The organism is Acinetobacter legionensis (genome assembly GCF_057165765.1).
In genome coordinates this window covers 1,352,426-1,373,865 of sequence record NZ_CM169896.1, presented here as the reverse complement: position 1 = coordinate 1,373,865, position 21,440 = coordinate 1,352,426, and the positions used below count along the sequence as shown (strand labels likewise).

Sequence of the window (21,440 nt, the reverse complement as noted above, 5' to 3'; positions counted from 1 at the left end):
TCAATATCTTTTAAAATTCCAGCTGCAATATCATTTTCAAACTAGGTTATCTATAACCAATCAATTACAATAGCTTCTTTTATTCAGCACAGCATATTTTGAATCGCTCATCTTCCCAATTAAAACGTGGACTTAAAAATCGTCATATCCAATTGATCGCTATGGGTGGCGCTGTGGGTACAGGATTATTTCTAGGTTCTGCACAAGTCATCCAATCTGCTGGCCCTTCGATTATTTTAGGCTATGCCATCGTCGGTTTGATTGCCTTTTTAATCATGCGCCAAATGGGTGAAATGATTGTAGAAGAACCTGTTGCAGGTTCATTCAGTTATTTTTCACAAAAATATTGGGGAAAATTTCCTGGCTTTTTATCTGGCTGGAATTACTGGGTCATGTATATTTTAGTCGCCATGACTGAGCTTACAGCGGTAGCTAAATATGTGCATTATTGGTGGCCGCATATCCCCGCTTGGGTCTCTGCTTTATTTTTCTTTGTCATCGTGACTGGTTTTAATCTGGGCAATGTTAAATTTTATGGTGAATCAGAATTTTGGTTAGCCATTATCAAAGTTGTTGCTGTGATTTCGATGATTGTATTTGGTTTATATCTTTTGCTCACAGCTGGTGCTGATTCAACTGCAACTATGGCAAACCTATGGCAACATGGTGGATTTTTCCCACATGGTTTTTCAGGGCTGTTTTATATGCTGGCCTTTTTAATGTTTGCATTTGGCGGCATTGAATTGATTGGGATGACCGCTGCTGAAGCAGAAAATCCTGAAAAAAGCATACCACAAGCAGTCAATCGCGTGATTTTCCGCATTTTAGTTTTTTATATTGCTTCTCTTGCCATTATTATGTCATTAATCCCATGGAATCAACTTGATCTGGGTGGTTTAGATAAAAGTCCCTTTGTAATGATTTTCAGCCAACTGGGCTTAGGCTGGGCAGCACATTTACTCAATTTTATTATTTTGACTGCGGCACTTTCAGTATATAACAGTGGTATGTATGCCAATAGCCGTATGCTGTATGGGCTTGCAGTACAAGGCAATGCACCGAAGATTTTTGCAAAAGTGAGCAAACAAGGTGTTCCAATATCTGCTGTGGTATTTTCTTCTATTCTAATTTTTGGCTGTGTGTTACTGAACTATTTTGTGCCTGAAGAAGCATTAAGTCACCTGATGTATTTGGCTGTTGCTGCTTTGGTTTTAAACTGGGCAATTATTAGCTTTACTCATTTAAAATTTAAGCAAGCCATGAAATTGGAAGGCAAAACCGTAAAATTCCCTTCAATTTTTTCACCTATTAGTAATTATATTGTTTTAGTTTTTATTAGTATGATTCTATATATCATGTGGAAACAAAACTTTAAGGAGTCTGTCATCTTGATTCCTATCTGGATTATGGTGATGTTTGGATTATTTAAAATTTTAAGCTGGAACAAGTCACGCTAATATTTAAAAAGGCTTATTGAACCGAATAGGCCTTTAATGATTCTGATATGCTCAGCGTTCCATAACCAGAATTTGGTTAAAGTATCTAAAAACTTTTTTTCACAAAAGCTCGAATGATTGACGTAGAATTTCTTACATTGAGAAGTCCAAATCTACAACGATAAAGCATTGATAAAAATTTCATATCTACAACTTTCAAGTGATAATATTCATAAACTCAAGTTGCTATGAATGAAGCATGTTCTTTTGGAAAATTTTATGACGCAAGATACAAAACGAAATAAAGGTTCATCGATCACACGAGTACTTGAGATTTTAGAAGCCATTGGTGAAGCAAAACATCCCCCTTCTCCACTTGATCTCTCTTTAGCACTTGATATTCCAAAACCCAGTATTCATCGACTCATTCAATTATTAGAAAAAGAGGGTTATGTCAAAGTAGATTTACACGGTGGCTTGTTGGTGGGTGGAAGAGTCAAACACTTATTATTCAATGTTTGGGAAAATGAAAAATTTAGAATTGAGCGATTTTCTATTTTAGAAAAGCTGTCAAATAAGATTGGCGAAACCTGTGGTATTGCCATACTACAAGATAATCATATGCTATACGTGGACCGTATACAGACGAACTGGCCATTACAGGTATATTTACCTGTCGGTTCAACAGTACCTGTTTGGTGTACATCAAGTGGTAAGCTTTTTCTAAGCCATTTATCAGCAGAGAAAAGGAAAAATATTTTAAAAAATATCCCAATTACACAGTACACAAAAAACACCATTACAGATCCTAATTTGCTTGAATCTGAAATTCAGCGCATTGGCGTAACAAATTTAGGTACAGACAATGAAGAGTTTATAGCAGGTATGGTGGCTTGCTCAGTTCCTATACTCCACCCCAACGGTGAAATCATTGCTTGCTTATATACCCATGCACCAAGCATTCGAAAATCTTTAGATGACTTAATCAGTTATCAAGATGCATTAAGAGATGCAGCCACAGATTTAAATACTTATATCAAAAACTCTATCCATTAAAAGATGAGAGCTCGTGATTACACTTGTTGTTTTAGTCAAAAAATTGAGCATTGAATACCGATCCCTATTTTAGCCTGTCTATTCAATGGCTTGCTGATAATTTAATGAATTACACGTAATCGTTTATAATGTTGCGACTTAGAATTCGCCCCTAAACGCGTGTACATGTGGAGGTACAGGACGTACCTCTCAACTAATATGAGCAAAAAAAGCATAGCTTGGTTTGCAGCGCAAGGTTTGGCATCCCCTATGTAAACTTTAACTGTAAAGAGTGTATTACAAGCTTTTAAATCCAACATATTCATTTCTATGGAAGAGTATAAGTTGCATAATTTATAAAGTTTACTGAGGCATAAGAACTACTCAACATGCACAAGCATCTAGTCTCAACAATTCAGTCGTTAAAATGATCCAAAATATGTTCCAAGCGTTATCACTCCGATCAGTGCCATCAGGGGGAAAATAACTGCGACAACAAACATGTCATAATAGGACTGTTTATGTGTAAGACCGCAAAGTGCAATAATAGTAATCACCGCACCGTTATGTGGAAGTGAGTCTAAAGAACCTGAAGCCATAGAAGCGACTCTGTGCATTAATTCTGGTGAAATACCAAAATCTTGCGCTAGGTTCATATAGGTTTCGCCCATCGTATTTAATGCGATACTCAAGCCACCAGAAGCAGAGCCGGTGATGCCAGCCAGTACATTGACCAAAATTGCTTCTGAAACCAGCGGATTACTGGGTGCTAAACTGACTAAAAAATCTTTTAAAATGACAAAACCAGCTAAGGAAGCAATAACTGACCCATATCCAACTTCTGAGGCAGTATTAAAAATCGGTAAAAAAGAAGAAGAAACACCATTTTGAATGCTGTCTCGAATATCGTTAATTCGCTTCCAATTTAGACCAATAATGGCAATACATGCGATGACCAATGCCGTAATAATAGACCAAAGGCCAATCACTGAATTCAAACTTGTATTACCAAATTGAGCAGTTGCCAAATATGAAGTATCCATATTTGGAAAAATTACTTTAGATAACATTAAATTAGATAAAATAACCAATACAATCGGGATCATTGCAATCAGCAAACTCGGATCTGAGTGGGTTAAAATTTCTTTATGATTTTCGATGTGATTACCATACCCTTCACCTTGTTTTATTGAATGCTTGACTCTTCTATTTAGCCACCACATCCCCGTAATTAACATAAAAATTGATGCAATGATGCCAAGAACAGGAGCCGCATATAGATCCGTTTTAAAATACGGCATTGGGATTGCGTTTTGAATCGCGGGAGTTCCAGGTAAAGCAGTCATGGTAAAGGTTAATGCACCAAGCATAATTGCAGCTGGAATGAATCGTTTAGGAATACCCAATTCTTTAAATAATGCCGAAGCAATGGGAAATACTGCAAAACCCACTACAAAAAGTGAAACACCACCATAAGTTAATATCGCACAGGAAATAACGATCGATAACATCGCGCGGTGATGCCCTAAACGTTCAACAAAAAAAATTGCAATCGTACGGGCCGAACCACTATCGTCCATGAGCTTTCCGAAGACTGCACCTAAAAGGAAAAGTGGAAAATATTTGATAATATAACCACCTAAACCACTCATAAATACTTGCGAATAAAATCCTAATAATTCATGTGTCATTCCACTCCAAATGACTGCAAACAGTGCAAGTACAGGCGCCAAAATAATGACACTAAAGCCTCTATAAGCTAAATACATCAGCAAAATCAAAGAAACTACTATTCCAAATAGTCCTAACATCTTAAACTCCATTTATTTAATTATTATGATACATATTGTATCGATATACATGTATATCCAATTTTTAATGATGAAGCTAGATAAAAATATTTTCCACTTTAAAAAATTACTCAAGATATTGTTATTTAAATATAAATATTTTTATTTGAGTAAAAATCATAAAACGCCTATTTACATATTAATTTATATTGATACGATACATATCAATATACAAGTATTATAAAACTAATCTACAGCATGCAAACTCATCATTTTCAAATGAAAAATGCATGTAAATGGAATGAAACTAAAATGGAGTTCGCTTATGTCACATACAATTTTATTGCCCCGATTTATTGAAGTTGGAAAAAATGCTAGAAAAAAAATCCCTGAAATTTTAAAAAGCTTAGGCTGCCATAAACCATTGATCATTACCGATCAAATGATGGTGAAATTGGGCTATATCGCTGATATTCAAAATATTCTCAAAAATGAGCATATTGAAGCAGACTATTTTGATCAAACTATTCCAGAACCAACATCAAGTTCTATTGAGGCTGGAGTCAAATTTATTCAAACAAAACAATATGATTCAATTATTGCCATTGGTGGTGGGAGTCCAATTGACAGCGCAAAAGCGATTGGTATCTTAGGTCGCTATGGTGGAAAAATCAGAGATTACAAATTTCCTCGGCAAGTCAATGAACAAGGCTTACCGATTATTGCTGTTCCAACAACTGCAGGGACAGGTTCCGAAGCAACCAAATTCACCATCATTACCGATGATGAAAGCAATGAAAAAATGCTTTGTGTTGGTGCTGGTTTTATGCCGATCGCTGCAATTGTGGATTATGAACTTACTTTAAGCTTGCCTGCTCGTACCACAGCGGATACTGGGATTGATGCCTTAACACATGCGATTGAAGCCTATACCAGTAAAAAAGCCAATTTATATAGTGATACCCAAGCATTGGAAGCAATGCGCTTAATTGGACCCAATCTAAAAAAAGTCTATCTAGATCCAAGTGATAAAGGTGCCAGAGAAGCTTTAATGCTTGGTGCAACATTGGCAGGTGTGGCTTTTAATAATGCTTCGGTCGCTTTAGTTCATGGTATGAGCCGACCTATTGGCGCATTTTTCCATGTCCCACATGGTTTATCGAATGCCATGTTATTGCCCATGATCATCGAATATTCAATTCCGGCCGAACCTGAAAAATATGCTGATTGCGCAAAAGCCATTGGCGCAGCGCAGCAAACTGATTCTGTTGAATCTGCCAATGCTAAGTTAATTGAAGCATTAAAAGACATTAATTCATCACTGCAAGTGCCAACCTTGGAAGCTTTTGGAGCAGATAAAAGATATTTTGATGAAGTTGTAAATACTATGGCAGAACAGGCACTTGCTTCAGGCTCACCCAGTAATAACCCTCGTCTACCGACGAAAGAAGAAATCGTAAAACTTTATCAACAATTATGGTCTTAATTTTTCAACGAAAATAAACAAGGAGATATCAATGAATACCATCGGGCATTTCATTAATGGACAACTCTCAACTGAAGCAAGCCGCACTCAAAAAGTATTTAACCCAGCAACAGGTGAATCAAATTCCGAAGTTGCCATTGCTAGCCAAAAAACGGTACTTGAAGCAATAGTAGCAGCAGAAAATGCATTTCCTGCATGGCGCGACACACCCGTCATCAAACGTGCGCGAGTCATGTTTAAGTTTAAAGAGTTACTTGAAAAGAATGCAGATAAAATCTGTGAGCTAATTGGTTTAGAGCACGGAAAAATTTGTCATGATGCTGCAGGAGAATTACAGCGCGGTATAGAAAATGTTGAATATGCTTGTGGTGCCCCTGAGTTTTTAAAAGGTGAATTTTCAAAAAATGTAGGCCCCAATATTGACTCTTGGAGTGAATTTCAGCCTTTAGGTGTCGTTGCAGGGATTACCCCTTTTAACTTCCCAGTGATGGTGCCGCTTTGGATGTTCCCAATGGCAATTGTCTGTGGTAACTGCTTTATTTTAAAACCATCCGAGCGTGATCCATCCTCAACATTATATATCGCACAATTATTAAAAGAAGCAGGTCTTCCCGATGGTGTCTTCAATTTGGTCAATGGGGATAAAGTTGCTGTAGATACACTTTTAAACGATCCACGTATCCAAGCCATAAGCTTTGTCGGCTCAACTCCAATCGCTGAATATATTTATAAAACGGCAACAGCTGCGGGTAAACGTTGTCAAGCTTTAGGTGGTGCAAAAAATCACGCGATTATCATGCCAGATGCTGATGTAGATAATGTGGTTAATTCTCTACTTGGTGCAGCTTTTGGTTCATCAGGTGAACGTTGTATGGCACTTTCTGTTGCTGTTGCAGTCGGTGATGAGATTGCGGATACCGTGATTGCAAAACTTCAAAATGAAATCAGTAAATTAAAATTTGGACATTTTTCCAATAAAAATAATGATTTTGGGCCTGTAATCACAGCAGACCATAAAGCTAAAGTGGTTGGTTTTATCGACAGTGCTGAGCAACAAGGTGCAAAAATTGTCGTGGATGGTAGACAAGCAACCGTTGGTGACTATAAAAATGGCTTCTTTGTGGGACCGACCTTAATTGATCAAGTTACACCAAACATGCATAGTTATCAGCAGGAAATTTTTGGTCCAGTCTTACAAATCATGCGGGTAGAGACTATGCAAGAAGCTATGGATCTGATTGATAATCACGAATATGGTAATGGTACATGTATCTATACTCGTGATGGAGAAGCAGCACGTTATTTCTCTGATCATATTAAAGTGGGGATGGTTGGCATCAATGTTCCTTTGCCTGTACCTGTCGCTTATCATAGTTTTGGGGGGTGGAAGCGCTCACTATTTGGTGATTTATATGCATATGGTCCAGATGGTGTCCGTTTTTATACACGCAGAAAAACGATTACTCAACGCTGGCCTTCTGCGAACATCCGTGAAAATAAACAATTTTCAATGCCCACTTTAAATTAAGATTTTTAAATTAACACAGTTTATTTATTTATCGATTTACTATTGCGATTTGGGAAGTATCTAACATTTTTTTGATATTTCCCAAATTCTTCGATATCGGCTTCCTTAAAATAAATTTATAATTTCTCTTAATAAAATCACATATAAATTCTCTCTTTACAAATAATTTTAATTGAATGTTTCTTAAGATCACATAATTCAAAAAAAATAGTCTCTTAGATCAAAACATTAATTAAAAAACAAAATTAAATACTTGTTATTTATACTATTTAAATCAATCATATTATTTACATGAGTAAATTAGCATAAAATAATACTATAAAATTCTATTTTTTATAAAAATTTTTATTTGCATAATATATTAATTACCATCGCCATACTTTCAAATAACCAACATTAAAAAAATTAAAAACATAACTTAAAAATATAAATAGATGTATATTTTTGATTTAACTCAATCATTTAACTTACTATTAAACTTATAAAGTTAATAGCAAAAACCCATACCTGCATTAAAAAATTATAAAATCTATTTAAATAATGATTTTGTTAAATCCACAACATATAGACTTGATCCATATAAAAATATAATGGTTTTTCCTCCATGCTTAATTCCTTGAACTCTATAGTTGACCAAACCATTTAGCGACTTAATTTCAATACTATACTGACTGATCAAATTTTTTGCTTTTTTATGATTTGCTTGTCGTAACACATAAACCAATTGCACAATAATTGTTTTCTTAACATCAGTTTTTTTTTGAGCAATTGCAAACCTGCTTATATGATTCTTATCAAGTTTTTTATTCCTCATCTATTGGTCGTCACTATTAATGACATCAGAGGATTTTAGTATTAAGCGTTGGATTACAGTTCGAGTAACTGAATAATGCTTAGCGATTGAATAAATGCTGTGACCTTTTTTAAAATTCTCCAAAGCTTCTTTTTTTTGTTTATCGCTTAAAATTTCAGGACGACCAACACGCTTTTTTGCTTTATTGAGGACACTTTTTTTTGAAATATTAGCTTTTCCTTCAAAATCAGCACATAGCTTCAAAAAGTGTATAAAAAATTTCTTAAGGTCTCCTGAGATTTCGTTCTTTGAAAACTCTAAACAAATTAATTTAATTTTTTTTTTAAATATTAAATTAGCACTTGAAAAAACTTCATTAAAATTCCCACCTAATGAATCAATTCCATTAACTAATAATATATCTCCACTTTCCATAGAATAATTAACTAAATTAATAAATTTATTTCTGTGCTTTAATGATATACCAACTTCTACTTCTTCCACAATGATTCTCTTAACTGGTATTTCATAACCCGCATTTGAAATAAAATCAACACAAATATTTTTATTTATAGATATATTGTCAACTCTACAATATGCATAGACACGCACAACAGATAACCTTTTCATTTAAAAAAAATATTATAATATTTAATTCACAAAAAAAACACCTGTTGAAAATTATATTTATGTTTTAAACACTACAAACGTTTCAAATAACACACCCATAAAAATAAATAAAAATACAAGCGTATAAAAAAATAATATCTTAATTTGAATTTTTTCTTTTACATTTTAAATTTTAAATTTATAAAACACTCTATATTCTCACTTCAAAAAACAAAATGTTTACAAACAAAAAATTTAAAATAATACTTTCAATTAAGAAAAACGATGAACGGTAATTTATATTAAAGATAAATTTATGATTTACATTAAGTCTTATAATTTATTTATATGTTTATTTTTATGACATCATAATTTTTTATCATGATGTCATTATCAGTATTACTAGAATTCAACCTGTACAGTCACAGTATCACTGTATTTATCAGCCGGTAAATTGTCAGGATTATTTTCAAGAATTTTTGTTGTGAAGGTATAACCCTGTTGAGTTTTTGCATCATAAATACCAGCATTTGTGGTTGCATTACTGCTTGACCATTTCTCAGCTCCGTTGCTGCCCCAACGATCAGTAGTTGAATTTTTATATATTTCATAACGTAGAAAGTTATTGCTATTGACCGCCTTCATCGCACGTTGATTACCACTTTGTGGATATAACCCATTGTTTAATCCCACATTATAAGGCGTTTTTACAGAACAGCGTACTCCCATTGAAGTTTGAACAGGCTCAAAGGCTGTCGCAAAAGCAGCCGTTCCAAAATTAACATCTCTAGTTGATATGCGACAATCAGGTAGAACCTCAAGGCTTAAGTCAAAAGCAGAATCTCTACCACTCCCCCAAGAACCTCCCCAAGTATCAGGACCAAATCCTAAATATCCTCGACTAAAACCAGGGCTTTCAAATTTGGTAGAAAATGCTCCAATCCCAAAACCTGCTACTGAATACCACCATTTTAGTTTGAATGGCTGTTCAGCTTGATATATCCCAGGTGATACGGCTTGGCCTGGATTAACATTTGCAATAAATTGTAAGGAACCACCGGGTCCACTAAATAAGTTCACAAGTGAAAATCCACCTAAATCTCTTTCAGATCCGACTTTAATTACATTGTTATTCGTATCTAAATAATTTACTGTAATGCGCTCACCTGTCGCATTATTTATATAGTTGACTGGCATTTGATCTATTCGATAATATAAATAATTCGTTGTTAATACAGTCAAAAATGCCTGACAACTCATCCCTGAATTAAACTTTGTAGATTGTATCCCCGTTTCGGCTAATGTAATTGAAGGAATCTTCCCAATCGAAGTATTGCCACTGGTGCTAACTTCACAATCTGCATAACTCTGAGCAGTAATCAATATCAACCCAGAGAATAAAAGGCCTGTGGGTATTATTTTTTTCAAAGTAATCATGGTTTAACCACCTCATGACAAACAACCGATTTAATCACTGCGATCTGTTGTTGCGCTTTTTTTAAATCTAACGAAAAATTTGCTTCACATAGGTGCTGATCTGGCAGTTGCACTCGAATTGTATTTTCTGCCGCCAGATCTTCAAGATAAGCAATTCCATCCATCCCTACATAACTCGATTCTTGATCTGTACGATGTACCACCGCACCCACTGGAACCGCTTGCCCATTACTCTGTACCAAAGACACATTTGCCGCATAAGATTGTTTAATTGGGAAACCAATCACTACACCTGAACCGCGTTTTGCCGCAATCCGATTTTCAACTTGAGTTGCATTAAAGTTAGAAGGTAAATCTATCGGGTTGATGCTGTATTTGGCTGCGTAATACGGGGTCACTGACGGTACAAAAACATAACCCTTGGCATTACTCCGCCCCACAAGGCTGTTTTCATAATGCACAGGAACATCTGCAACTTTGTTAGTATCAATCAAGGCAAAAGACTCACCCAATCGATTGGCAGCAAAGACATTGCCTGACATCAACACTACTGAACCAGAAAGTCCAAACCAGTAGTTATAGTCATTGCTACCCGACATGCCGATATCGGTATTAAAATATTGGTTACGGTAGCTTATTCGTGCTTGATTAAAATCATCACTTTTTTCATTAAAACGTCGAGTTAAATCAACACCAACACCACCATCCAATGGAGCACTACGGTTATAATTAACATAACCATAATCACCACTTGATTCTTGACTGTAGCCTAGACTGGCTGTAGATCTGCTCTTGGAAAATGGAACTGACAACTGAAATGCAGCACTCCACTCTTTTTCAATAAAATCTCGATTAGCGCTTAAAGACACTGTTGCACCACGTAGATAGGACGGTAGTATTGGTGCCCAAGACAAGTTCATCAGTTTATTTTTAATGTCGCGGTTCTGGGTCTGAATATAGGCCACCCCAAAAGTACCTGACTTATCTGTGGCAAAATAAGTATTGGCAACCGAACTTTTATGACTGTTGGCTGAAATCAAATTGCTATATTGTAAACGCGAAAGATCATAATAGTCCTGATCGCGTTGGGTATGATTGAGACTAAATCCAAAGCGTTGCTGGTTATAGCTATAGCCTAAAGTATATTGATTTCCCTTCATGTTTTGACTATTGATCCGATTAAATTCACGGTCTGCCCAGCTTTGAGTTGCCGAACCACTTAACACACCAAACTGATTCAGCTTGAGTACTGAACCCAGTCCAGCCAACTGAATTGAATCTGAAAGTTCAACCCGCCCTTCAGCGGTGAGCCAATCATTGATCCCATAACGTGCATCCGCTGAACCAGCAAACTTGCCGTATGAAAAGTTTTTGATTCCATAATCTTCGCGGATTTGCCCCATCGACACCGAATAATCCAATAATCCAGGTTTAAGCAAAGTATTCGAAATATAAAATGGCACTGAGGTGGCCACCTGACGACCCACGCTGTCCGTGGTGACAATCACCGCCTCGCCTTTACCATTGATAAACGGAACATTATTAAGAATAAAGGGGCCTGACTGTACATCGGTTGAATTGGCTTTCTGTCCATTGATCAATAAATCTACGGTGCTTGGTAAGGTCGCTTGTCCTTTAAACTGCGGTAAAGGATAAGTAATCAAATCTGGGCGAGTACCAAAATTACGCTGGAGTTGTAATCCACCTAAACGCACTGAACTTCCCCATGCGTTTTTACTTCCGGTAATTACATCACCCGCTAAAAATGAAAATACCCTGACTGGGTCATCATATTGCCAAGTGGTGTCATAGCGACGGTAGCCATCATTATTTTGATTTGAGTCTTTTCCAACAGAATTAAAATCTGTTTTGCTATAGACCCCAGAGTTTCTCAGTACCCCATAAGGTGAGAAAAAGCGTTGTTCTGTAAATAGCGTACTGCTATAGCCACCATTCTCTGGGCGGTAGGTATAAAAGTCATAGTTATTTAATAAACCAATACCCGACTGTGCTGTTTCAGGTTGATACCAGGAGTCTAATCCACGTATTTGCACCGGCATCCAGCTGGCTGGAAGATCTAGACTAAAATACTGTTGTGCTGAATTATATTCATACTTCAATTCGGGAATCTGATTGAGGCTGACCCAATCCAAGGCCTTGCCCGAAAAGCCTAGAGTAAATACATCCAGATCAGTCAGGTTTTTTTCGGTCTGTTGCTGTAGGGCATCTGCAGGTAGCTTAATCTGTAATTCATCCAGTTTTGATTGCTGGATAAAATAATGATCTCCTTTGACAATGACGGGGATCACTTGTCGCGTCGAATATTGATTGATCACCAAGTCCAGATAGAGCTTAAATAAGCTATTCACTTCTGAAACATCTCTCGGTGGTGGAGGTAAGCCATTTGCATACACATTGCAGCTCAACATTGGGATATTCGAGATCAATATAAAGGTCAGGCTTTTGCATAAAAAAGAAGGTGAATTTAAACCAGATAAATAACCCATTTATCTCCCTCCTTGTTTTTTAATCTCAATCAACTCCTGTTGTACCCCTGAACTGTCGATTCCATACAAGCTTGTTTGACCACTTAGGCTGTTGAGTATCTTGCTGTCCAGATCAAACTTCATGGTGCTGTTTGCCAACACATAACCAAAGGCAGTTTTGCCAAAAGCCATTTGTTCTGAAGTTGGAGTCAATTTAATTCCTGAAAGTCGTGAAAATTTTGAACCGGTATTTTGAATATAAAGTTCAGGTTTCCCCTGTTCATTATTTTTGACCCACCAGCTTAATATCGGTTTAGCCAAAGGATTTTTCGCATTGGTTTTTTGTGAAAGCTCAGTCAAGCCACTGCCAAGTCCTTTGCCATAGCTAAACAAGGGAATTGAATAACGCATCTGAAAACTGACTGTCGAGGCTTCTTTATCGTTTTCTGGATTGAGCTTGATCGGCAGTTCATCAACAATAATTCGATAGGCAAGTTCTTTTGTATCTGGTACTGAGGTTGCCCGAGTTAAACGCAACATATGCTTTTCACCGGCTTTGATCTTTGCCACCGGCGGACTTGGGATAATCTCAGTTTGCTCCTCAAAAGCATCTTGCTGATGATTCTGATCCCATTTAAATACCCGAATCTGTACCATGGCATCAGAGTTACCAGTATTTTGTAGCCATACCGCAGTGGCTTTTTCGTTTTCTTCAATTTTAGGGTAAATTGGCCAGATTAAAAAAGTAGCCTGTGCGAATACAGGTGAGGTCATCATCAATATTGCGGCTGCAAAGAAAGTCCTGCCCGACCATATGTTCATTTTATTTAAGCTCATAGAATCACCATGTAATCGTAATTGCGACCGTATCTTTATAAAGGCCTGCTGATCGTGGTTGATTGTTATTATTCAAATCTGCAACACCATAAACTGAAAAACCCAGTAGAGTATTCGATGTAGTGGTTGACGTCAGTGAGTAACTATTCCCACTGGTATATTCATTCTGCAAATTACTGTTCTGATAAAGCTGATAGGACACAAATTCATTCTGTTGCGCATGTTTCATCCGTCGAGAATTATTTGAGAAGTGATCTCCACCATTCAACATGACCTTTACTGGTAACCGTGCAGTGCACTGGATATTCCAGCTTTGTGCAGTATTGACGACTGACCCAGTTAACTTTCCCTGTCCCACAACAGGATGACGACCAAAATCAAGTCGCTGCTCAACATTGCTGAGTTTGCAGCCATTTTCAATGGTTGCCTGCACTTTAAAATTCGCTGTTGTTCCAGCAAATACGCACGGCCCAGCCAACATAAGCAGAACACTTAAACCTATTTTTTTCATGATTTTGTTCTTTAAAATTCAATGGTAATTGGAATAGTGTCGGTATATTGTCCAAGCGAGACTGACCGACCATTATTAACAGTTTGACCTATGATATTAAGCGTCTGTGGCTGACCATTGTTGGTCAAAGTGATGGTTTGATTCGGTTTTAATGCTTCCCGAGCAGTGCCATATAAGATGTTGTAGGCAAGGAAATCGGTACCATTACTGATAGCACGGAAATAATTTGCACTAAAAGGGGCTGGAACCTTGCTGTCATTCTGTCCTGCACCAAAAGTAACTTTTATCGGAGAATTGCCAGGACATTGAATGGTCAAACCCGATGCAGAAGCATTACTTAAACTCGTCTCAATCACACGATTAAATGCAGCAGTAGTTTCCCCGAAATCTAACTGACCAAAATTCAAGCCAGTTGTTTCGTTATTTACAGACTGATTGTTAATCTTGCAGGATGGCTCTAATTCAAGTTGGATATTTAACTTAGCGGCTAACTGCCCAGCACTACAGAGTGACGAAAAAAGGCTACAAAGTAGTAATCCAACGCTTTGTTTAAGTAACAGGTGCATACGTTCCTCCTTAAAACAGGCTTGTTCAACAACAAACCTGTTTACTGTTACGTATACTGATTAGAAATTAACTGTTACCAACAAAGTGTCTTTATAGTCACCCTGTGCTTTTGCAGTTCCACTGTTTGCAGCAATTGCACCAAAGATTGGGACTTCTTGAGATTCACCACTCGCAGCTGTGAAAGCTTGAGGTGTATTGATTGCGTAGAGATTGGTACGTGCTGCATCACGATAGACGTTATAGCTAACCACGTCTGCAGCAGTGGTATGTTTAAGACTACGATCAGCACGCTGACCACCATCAATTGCAACAGTAAACGCAACAGGATCTGTACTGTCACATTTTACAGCGAGGTGACTACCTGTACCTGCTGAAGCAACCTGAGCAGTTAGAACGTTGGTCCAAGTACCAGAAGTTTTACCAAAATCCAAACTACCAAATTGGTTCATAGCTCCAGCAACTTCAGAACCTTCAACAGAACAACCTGTTGAAACATTCAGCTTGACATCAACTTGACCAGTAACAGCAGCTTGTGCAGTCGCGATATATCCTGTACCTAACAATACAGTTAGCGTTAGTTTTGTTAAAATATTCATATTATGTCCAGTGATATGCATTATTTATTAACTTTTACACAAGAAGTGTGAAAGCATTTACATAATCACATGTGACGAATAAGTGTTCAATAATGACCCTAATTAACAGCACAAAACCACACTATCAAATTGTTTTTACTTTAGATTATGTTTAGACATTGGAATTAAATTATTATTACATTTAAAACATAAATAAATACATTTCATTTGATAGATTAATAAAGTTAAAATTAATTTAATTATTGTTCAAATAACATAAAGATTAATATGCCGATCTCAGAGCTCAAATTCCGCTTATGCATGTCGGATTATATGTGGGTCTCATTTCAAAAAACATAATTAAATTATATACTTAAAATATTAATAAGTAAAAATCTATACATTAAATCTAATTTAGCACAATAACTACAAGCTTAAACATCTCTTTATTTTCTATAATATTAAATATTCTTTTTTAGGATACTTTATTACTCCCATCTTTCTTTTAAGTTTTACACCTAAAAAATTTTAGAATATCTTTTATTTTCAACACTTACATTTACAAAAAATAAATATTCTTGCATCTGATTTTATGTATTAAAAATATGAGGACAGAGTAACCCTGATATTATCCAAAGAAAAGCAACTAATATTAACCTTTCCAATCGTTGCTCGTATTTGTTTTGTATGGATAGAACCATCATTATTAAGAGACTACAAATTAGTCATAGAGACCTCGTTAAACTACGATTTTATCAATAAATATTAAGACTTAAACGTTATTTTATCTATTCATCAAAAAAAATCCCATTCGTTCTGGGGTGAAGAATGGGATCCGATATGACACTTTAACATGTCGACCGAAAATCAAAAATTTATACGAATGTCTATAAAATTTAGAGGGTGACTAAAGATGATAAGTATTTCCACTTGGCTGAAGAACATCTCGTTCTTTAACTCTTAAACAAATGCATTGGTCAATTGTAGCGATTGCATCACGAAGAAATTCAGCTTCCATTCTATCTACATGGAAATGGCTTTCTTTATGAACTTCTTCAAATAATGCTTTTAAATCATATTGATCATCACTTAGACATGCCAATTTAAAATTACTCAGTTCAGCATCAATATCTAAACGTATTAATTCAATAAAATGCTGACGTGAAGCATAGGTATTTTCACTATAAAAAAAATGAGTGCTTTCATCTATACCTTTATGAAACACCATTTCATAAATTTTCATTATTTATTTATATCCAACATTCATATTTCTATTCTTCAATATATCTGCTAGAACACTTTAAGCTATTCAGATAATGCACATTTTTTAACACCACCTACCTTGTTTTGCAAACTTTCACACTTCTTTATATTATAATTAAATACATAGCTTATTAAAAATATAATTTAAAAACAAATATTTAAATTTATATTATTTTTAAAATACAGCTTGTAATAGTGTTCATATTATTATAATTTAATGCATATTTCATGTAATTCACCACCAAACAACAGGTTAATTTTAGGCCAATTTAACAGATACTATTGATAATAATTTTTATCCTTATTCTATCTTCTGTATTGCTTAATTTTAGTTTTGATTGGAAGTGAATTAATATGACGTTAATTATTAAATCTATATTTTTTATTTTCGGTGAGCTTACTAATTATAAAGTTATTGAGCATTTATTCTGATCACCTCGCCTTGGCAAATATGATTAAATATTGAGAGGGATATGCCCATTCTTATAATGATTAAAAAGCATATCACAATCAATATCCTTAGAGAATCTAACAGCTTCCATATCAATAAGTTTGAATAATTTAATACCTTCAACAATAGAAAAATCAGTTTTTCCCAAAGCTATATAGCCGTTTGATCTATAAATAAGTTAAATATTTATGATTAAAAGATGAGCTTTTTTTGACACCAACGATCCAATAAACATAGCATCCAATTTTTAAATTCCCAACTTCAAAAATTAGCTTTAAATATCAATGAAGCAAAATCTCGGTCATCGATTGTACTAAAATCATTCGAACCAAAAAAATTGGTATATGCAAGTTCAGCAGTATATTTTTGCTGATAGCTTACTGAAATAGTAGCTGCGATACTCATTTGACCTTCTTGAAAATTTTGGCTAGATCCTGTTATGTCATGGCGAAAGATAAAACTAGGTGTAATGACAACTGCTGGTAAAATATCTTGATAGCTTAACACTCCACGTAAACGATAGCCGTAAGACCATTCAGTAAAGAAACCATCTTTATTACAAAAGCGCTCATTCATACGATCAACTACATCATTTGCAAGGTGTGCTGTGCCATAAAGCGTACATTTGTATTCCTCAGTTTCAGGATTATAGGCACCAGATGAAAGCTCACTCCGCCCAAAAGCCCCTACTCGCCCAAAGCGATGATTACCGATATTTGCAATATGATTGACTGCAATTTCTACCGCCCAATTCAGCGTAGTTGCACCCAATATATTATTCAGATGATCACTTGCACCTACTGAAAATTGCGTTACTGGTGTTCGTACATAACCTTCAAGATATTGTCCAAATTCAGCTGCAACCCCAGGTGGAGTGAGCGGAGTATCTTTATCTAGAACTTGTGCATAGACAATATCTGTACCATTTAATTGCAAAGGTTGATTTGCTTTATGTGTTAATTCGCTAAAAACAGACGTAGTACCCAATTTTCCCGCAAGACTTAATCCATACATTTGGATATTTTCTGGATAAACTGAAAAAAATCTGGCTGTATTAAAATGTGCAGGTCCGGAGGCTGTCACTGCTGTACCGTCAAAATTAGCATTACGACTGTGATAATTTGCGAAATATAAGCCAAGTTCAGCATTGTTCCAACCCAATAAGCTTTGCTTTAAAGAGAATCCATATTGTCCGCTATTTCCAGCATACCGACTTTCTGAACGTGGAATATAGGTCTTTGCATCTAAAGCACTTTCAGACAACTTATCTCCTGGTGTAACGGTCAAAATAATTGGCCCACAATTTTCTGGAACAAAGTCAGAAATTGCAAAAAATGTTCCGCAACCGTCCACAATAGAAGGTCTAAACTTAAACTGATAAAAACCACCTAATTTAAGGTTTGGCGTTATTCCAGCCTCGAATGAAAACATTTCGACAGGAATTATTCGTTCTTTTGCTTCCCCTCCCGGCCGATTGATTGCAGCATAATCCAAGGCACTGACTGAATTTAAACCATTTTGGAAAAACAGCGATTTCCCCCAATTTAAGCTATGTTTACCTAATTTTAGATTGGCATTTTGACCATTTTGTAAAGTAAAGTTTTTCCAGATATAGGTATCCCAAAGATCAATACCCTTAAATTTGGCTAATATAGGCCATCTAGAATCATCAAAGGCTTTTAAATCTCCACGACCAGTTTCATAAGCATGGTCATACCAATATTTAGCACTGAGTACTGCACCTTGTTGTTTTCCTTTTAAACGAAACTCGGTCAGCCCTTTTGCAATTTGAGAAATATTATCGTTTTTACTGAAATTCAAATGTCCATCGTCGCCATTCACATCTATGCTTAAACCATTCTTACCGATATGATTTGCATCAGGCTTATACACCAACTGATTTGAAGCATCTTGAATACTCCAATTTGCACCTAAGCTGAACATCGTATTGGTTTCAAATTTCCAATCATCATTAATCTCAACACTTGTCGCAGATACTTTTGAAAGGCTTAAGCACAATATTAAAAAGACACCAAATTTTTGAGTAAAAATAACAGTGTGTTTATTATATAAATAATTTTTCATCATTCGATCTCCATATCGACATGATTTAATTTGATTTAATTTCATAAGTAGCCATGTTGACTGTTTTGAAATATGCATTTTTTTTAATTGTTTAATCTGTTACGAATACTACTAGCCTATGAGCAATGCTGTCTTAAAACGGCGTGTATACTAAACAAGCAATCTCTAAAACCATTCCACTATAAATATCTAAAACTAAGCGATACATATAGACTCATCCACTCGGTCTAATTGTTGAATAAATTGTTCAGCTTGTGCCCAATAGCCATAGCCAGCAGCTGGATTAAGATGCCCCACTTCGCCTAAATTCACCAATCGGCTGCCCCATGTTTTTGCCATTGTCGTAACTGCACTGTAACTGGCTAAATGGTCATTGGTACTTGCAACCACAATGCTTGGAAATGGCAAAATTTTGTTGGGTAAAGGATCCCATCCTAGTTTTTTTAGCATTGCAGAATTTGGATAATTTTCAGGCCATTTGGCTGATAAATCAGGTGGTGTCACCAACAAAGCTCCTTGAATCTTGTATTGATATTTAGCTGCCCAATGAACGATCATTAATACCCCTGCACTATGTGCAACTAAAATCACAGGACCATCGATTTCTTCTAGTTGTGCTTGGATCGCTTTAACTCTTTTTATGCAGTTGATTTTGTCTGTTTCCAGCGGAGGGACAGATCGTACCTTGACCAGGCTTTCTTCCAATAAGGTTTGCCAATGTTCAGCGACATGGTCACGTAAACCTGGGACAATTAAAACAGTTGCCTTTGTTTGTATTTTTTCCATTGATCTACCTTAAATTATGAGTGAATGAATGAATGTGAATTCTATAAATTGCTTATTCACAATACGATTTAGTTGATTTTGCTGATGCACATTTCATGACAACTTCTTTTCATTTGATGACAAATTACCTATCAAAAAATCCTTCAAACATAAGCAATCAAAAACATAAGGTATTGATTTTATTTTTATATTTTAAAATTTAAATATCTGTTAATAAATTCTAAATGTTGTTTATAACGTACTTGAGATTGCTTTAAAGAAGACCTGCTTGAATAATGGTGTCGTGTTTCAGAAAGATTCCACTGAAACCATAAAAAGTGAACTACAGGGAAATTTTAATGAATCAGATTTATAGAGTTGATGTACTATTCGAATGACTTTGCACAGCCAACTTAGCTTATAAAGCTGCTGATTACTCAAGAAAGTTCAGTCCTTTTAAAACACTCATGTTTCTAAGCAAATTTGATAATTTATTTCTATCACCTGAATATGTACTCAATTGAGATACTTTTTTTAAGATATTTTGATAAAATTGTCGAGATTGCAAAAATGCTAGAAATTTTTATAGTGCTTATTAGCAAAGTTTGTAAACAATAATGTATTGACCAGGATGGTTAATAAAAAAATAAGGAGATTGGAAATTGATTCCTCTTGCACATACAGCCGTACTCAAAAATTATCTAGATGTTAGTCGACAGTTAGACCTCAATCCATACCATTTATTATCTGATGCTGGAATTTATTCTGCTCAATTAAATGATTCAAAACAACGTATTTCGGTCGATAAAGTCATTACATTGTTAGAACATTCTGCTCAAATCAGTGGCTGCGAAGTATTTGGTCTACATATGGCAGAACAACGACAAATTGCTGATTTTGGCAAACTTAGCCTATTGTTAAGTTATCAGCAAACCTTAGGTGATGCCTTAAAAACAATTGTAAAATACAGAAATATCATCAATAACGCGCTTGAAATATATATTGAAGAAGTTGGAAAAACAGTGATTATTCGCGTGGAAGTTATTTCCGCTTCAGTAAAATATAGTCGCCAAGCAATTGAGTTAGCTTTGGGGATTATTCAGCGATTCTGTGCTACATTGTCAGCTCAAAAATGGCAACCATTAAGCATTCATTTTACGCATGATGCACCACATGACTTATCTGTGCATCAACGTATCTTTGGGAGTTCATTTGAGTTTGGTAGTGAGTTTAATGGTATTGTCTGCTCATCATCTGAACTTGATAAAATCAATCCACAAGCAAATACAGCAATGGCAGACCATGCACAGCGCTATTTAGATCTCGACATCTTACAAAAAGATAATGAGTCATCACTTATTTTTGATATCCGTAAAAGTATCTATCTGCTTTTACCGATGGGACGAGCTACAATTGATCAAGTTGCTCAAACGCATGAGGTCAATGTTAGAACGTTGCAACGTCGTCTAGAAGCCGCACAAACAAATTTTAGTGAATTAATGAATGATGTACGCAAAAATTTGGTCTTTCGCTATTTAAGAAATATCAATTACTCATTGGCACAAGTTTCAGATATTCTTGGTTACTCTATGCCAAGCTCTTTTACCCGATGGTTTATTGGTCAATTTGGCATAACACCGAATGCTTGGCGTACCCACAATAAAACCGAGATCATCGATGCGAATATGATAAAAATTAAACCAATGAGCTACTGACGTTTGGTATTTATTTCAAAACAATAACTTAAAAACGAATCAAAACAAAAGTTTTGCACCTAGCAAATTTT

At 35.6% G+C, this 21,440-nt stretch carries 17 protein-coding genes; 5 read left to right on the top strand and 12 right to left on the bottom strand.

The window, feature by feature from the left end; all coding sequences use genetic code 11:
* Positions 1-98 precede the first annotated feature (98 nt).
* Entirely contained in the window at positions 99-1,457 is a 1,359-nt protein-coding gene (locus tag AC2G3J_RS06240) for an amino acid permease (protein WP_483770817.1), read from the top strand.
* Positions 1,458-1,715: 258 nt separating this feature from the next.
* Positions 1,716-2,492 (top strand): IclR family transcriptional regulator, encoded by a 777-nt coding sequence (locus AC2G3J_RS06235; protein WP_336951556.1) that lies wholly within the window; start codon positions 1,716-1,718, stop codon positions 2,490-2,492.
* A 401-nt stretch (positions 2,493-2,893) separates the two neighbouring features.
* Here AC2G3J_RS06235 and AC2G3J_RS06230 read toward each other — a convergent pair whose 3' ends face one another.
* Complete coding sequence (locus AC2G3J_RS06230) at positions 2,894-4,282, bottom strand: GntP family permease (protein WP_336951558.1); 1,389 nt, start codon at positions 4,280-4,282, stop codon at positions 2,894-2,896.
* A gap of 304 nt (positions 4,283-4,586) precedes the next feature.
* Between AC2G3J_RS06230 and AC2G3J_RS06225 the strand changes: the two genes are divergently transcribed.
* A complete protein-coding gene (locus AC2G3J_RS06225; RefSeq protein ID WP_336951561.1) occupies positions 4,587-5,747 on the top strand; it encodes an iron-containing alcohol dehydrogenase in 1,161 nt (386 codons plus the stop codon).
* Positions 5,748-5,778: 31 nt separating this feature from the next.
* Positions 5,779-7,275, top strand: a complete 1,497-nt coding sequence (locus AC2G3J_RS06220; RefSeq protein ID WP_419820212.1) for a CoA-acylating methylmalonate-semialdehyde dehydrogenase — start codon at positions 5,779-5,781, stop codon at positions 7,273-7,275.
* Between the two features lie 529 nt (positions 7,276-7,804).
* Here AC2G3J_RS06220 and AC2G3J_RS06215 read toward each other — a convergent pair.
* From AC2G3J_RS06215 to AC2G3J_RS06165, 11 genes are all read right to left on the bottom strand, one after another.
* Positions 7,805-8,089: a hypothetical protein gene (locus tag AC2G3J_RS06215; RefSeq protein ID WP_336951564.1), complete on the bottom strand. Its 285-nt coding sequence runs from the start codon at positions 8,087-8,089 to the stop codon at positions 7,805-7,807.
* Positions 8,090-8,680 (bottom strand): recombinase family protein, encoded by a 591-nt coding sequence (locus AC2G3J_RS06210; RefSeq protein ID WP_336951566.1) that lies wholly within the window; start codon positions 8,678-8,680, stop codon positions 8,090-8,092.
* A gap of 399 nt (positions 8,681-9,079) precedes the next feature.
* Positions 9,080-10,114 (bottom strand): Csu type fimbrial protein, encoded by a 1,035-nt coding sequence (locus AC2G3J_RS06205; protein WP_336951568.1) that lies wholly within the window; start codon positions 10,112-10,114, stop codon positions 9,080-9,082.
* The gene (locus AC2G3J_RS06200; protein WP_483770816.1) at positions 10,111-12,621 is read right to left on the bottom strand and encodes a fimbria/pilus outer membrane usher protein; all 2,511 of its coding nucleotides are present in this window, start codon (positions 12,619-12,621) and stop codon (positions 10,111-10,113) included. The genes AC2G3J_RS06205 and AC2G3J_RS06200 overlap by 4 nt, the downstream gene beginning before the upstream one ends.
* Positions 12,622-13,422, bottom strand: coding sequence for a fimbrial biogenesis chaperone (locus AC2G3J_RS06195; protein WP_336952127.1), 801 nt, complete (start codon positions 13,420-13,422; stop codon positions 12,622-12,624). It abuts the gene before it with no gap.
* A 19-nt stretch (positions 13,423-13,441) separates the two neighbouring features.
* On the bottom strand, positions 13,442-13,948 hold the full coding sequence (locus AC2G3J_RS06190) for a Csu type fimbrial protein (protein ID WP_483770815.1): 507 nt from the start codon (positions 13,946-13,948) through the stop codon (positions 13,442-13,444).
* Positions 13,949-13,959: 11 nt separating this feature from the next.
* The gene (locus tag AC2G3J_RS06185) at positions 13,960-14,514 is read right to left on the bottom strand and encodes a spore coat protein U domain-containing protein (RefSeq protein ID WP_336951574.1); all 555 of its coding nucleotides are present in this window, start codon (positions 14,512-14,514) and stop codon (positions 13,960-13,962) included.
* 60 nt (positions 14,515-14,574) lie between these two features.
* A complete protein-coding gene (locus tag AC2G3J_RS06180) occupies positions 14,575-15,111 on the bottom strand; it encodes a Csu type fimbrial protein (protein ID WP_336951576.1) in 537 nt (178 codons plus the stop codon).
* Positions 15,112-15,997: 886 nt separating this feature from the next.
* Positions 15,998-16,333, bottom strand: coding sequence for a hypothetical protein (locus AC2G3J_RS06175; RefSeq protein WP_336951578.1), 336 nt, complete (start codon positions 16,331-16,333; stop codon positions 15,998-16,000).
* Positions 16,334-17,065: 732 nt separating this feature from the next.
* The gene (locus tag AC2G3J_RS06170) at positions 17,066-18,892 is read right to left on the bottom strand and encodes a DUF1302 domain-containing protein (protein ID WP_419328597.1); all 1,827 of its coding nucleotides are present in this window, start codon (positions 18,890-18,892) and stop codon (positions 17,066-17,068) included.
* A 192-nt stretch (positions 18,893-19,084) separates the two neighbouring features.
* Positions 19,085-19,675 carry an RBBP9/YdeN family alpha/beta hydrolase gene (locus AC2G3J_RS06165; RefSeq protein WP_483770814.1) on the bottom strand — a complete coding sequence of 197 codons (591 nt, stop codon included), beginning with the start codon at positions 19,673-19,675 and terminating at the stop codon, positions 19,085-19,087.
* 641 nt (positions 19,676-20,316) lie between these two features.
* Between AC2G3J_RS06165 and AC2G3J_RS06160 the strand changes: the two genes are divergently transcribed.
* On the top strand, positions 20,317-21,369 hold the full coding sequence (locus tag AC2G3J_RS06160; protein WP_336951584.1) for an AraC family transcriptional regulator: 1,053 nt from the start codon (positions 20,317-20,319) through the stop codon (positions 21,367-21,369).
* The last annotated feature ends 71 nt before the right edge of the window (positions 21,370-21,440 follow it).

What these genes read in the sequence shown, in the direction of transcription:
- AC2G3J_RS06235 (WP_336951556.1), top strand. Translation starts at nt 1,716, where the DNA reads ATGACGCAAGATACAAAACGAAATAAAGGTTCATCGATCACACGAGTA.
- AC2G3J_RS06230 (WP_336951558.1), bottom strand. Translation starts at nt 4,282, where the DNA reads ATGTTAGGACTATTTGGAATAGTAGTTTCTTTGATTTTGCTGATGTAT.
- AC2G3J_RS06225 (WP_336951561.1), top strand. Translation starts at nt 4,587, where the DNA reads ATGTCACATACAATTTTATTGCCCCGATTTATTGAAGTTGGAAAAAAT.
- AC2G3J_RS06220 (WP_419820212.1), top strand. Translation starts at nt 5,779, where the DNA reads ATGAATACCATCGGGCATTTCATTAATGGACAACTCTCAACTGAAGCA.
- AC2G3J_RS06215 (WP_336951564.1), bottom strand. Translation starts at nt 8,089, where the DNA reads ATGAGGAATAAAAAACTTGATAAGAATCATATAAGCAGGTTTGCAATT.
- AC2G3J_RS06205 (WP_336951568.1), bottom strand. Translation starts at nt 10,114, where the DNA reads ATGATTACTTTGAAAAAAATAATACCCACAGGCCTTTTATTCTCTGGG.
- AC2G3J_RS06200 (WP_483770816.1), bottom strand. Translation starts at nt 12,621, where the DNA reads ATGGGTTATTTATCTGGTTTAAATTCACCTTCTTTTTTATGCAAAAGC.
- AC2G3J_RS06195 (WP_336952127.1), bottom strand. Translation starts at nt 13,422, where the DNA reads ATGAACATATGGTCGGGCAGGACTTTCTTTGCAGCCGCAATATTGATG.
- AC2G3J_RS06190 (WP_483770815.1), bottom strand. Translation starts at nt 13,948, where the DNA reads ATGAAAAAAATAGGTTTAAGTGTTCTGCTTATGTTGGCTGGGCCGTGC.
- AC2G3J_RS06185 (WP_336951574.1), bottom strand. Translation starts at nt 14,514, where the DNA reads ATGCACCTGTTACTTAAACAAAGCGTTGGATTACTACTTTGTAGCCTT.
- AC2G3J_RS06180 (WP_336951576.1), bottom strand. Translation starts at nt 15,111, where the DNA reads ATGAATATTTTAACAAAACTAACGCTAACTGTATTGTTAGGTACAGGA.
- AC2G3J_RS06175 (WP_336951578.1), bottom strand. Translation starts at nt 16,333, where the DNA reads ATGAAAATTTATGAAATGGTGTTTCATAAAGGTATAGATGAAAGCACT.
- AC2G3J_RS06170 (WP_419328597.1), bottom strand. Translation starts at nt 18,892, where the DNA reads ATGATGAAAAATTATTTATATAATAAACACACTGTTATTTTTACTCAA.
- AC2G3J_RS06165 (WP_483770814.1), bottom strand. Translation starts at nt 19,675, where the DNA reads ATGGAAAAAATACAAACAAAGGCAACTGTTTTAATTGTCCCAGGTTTA.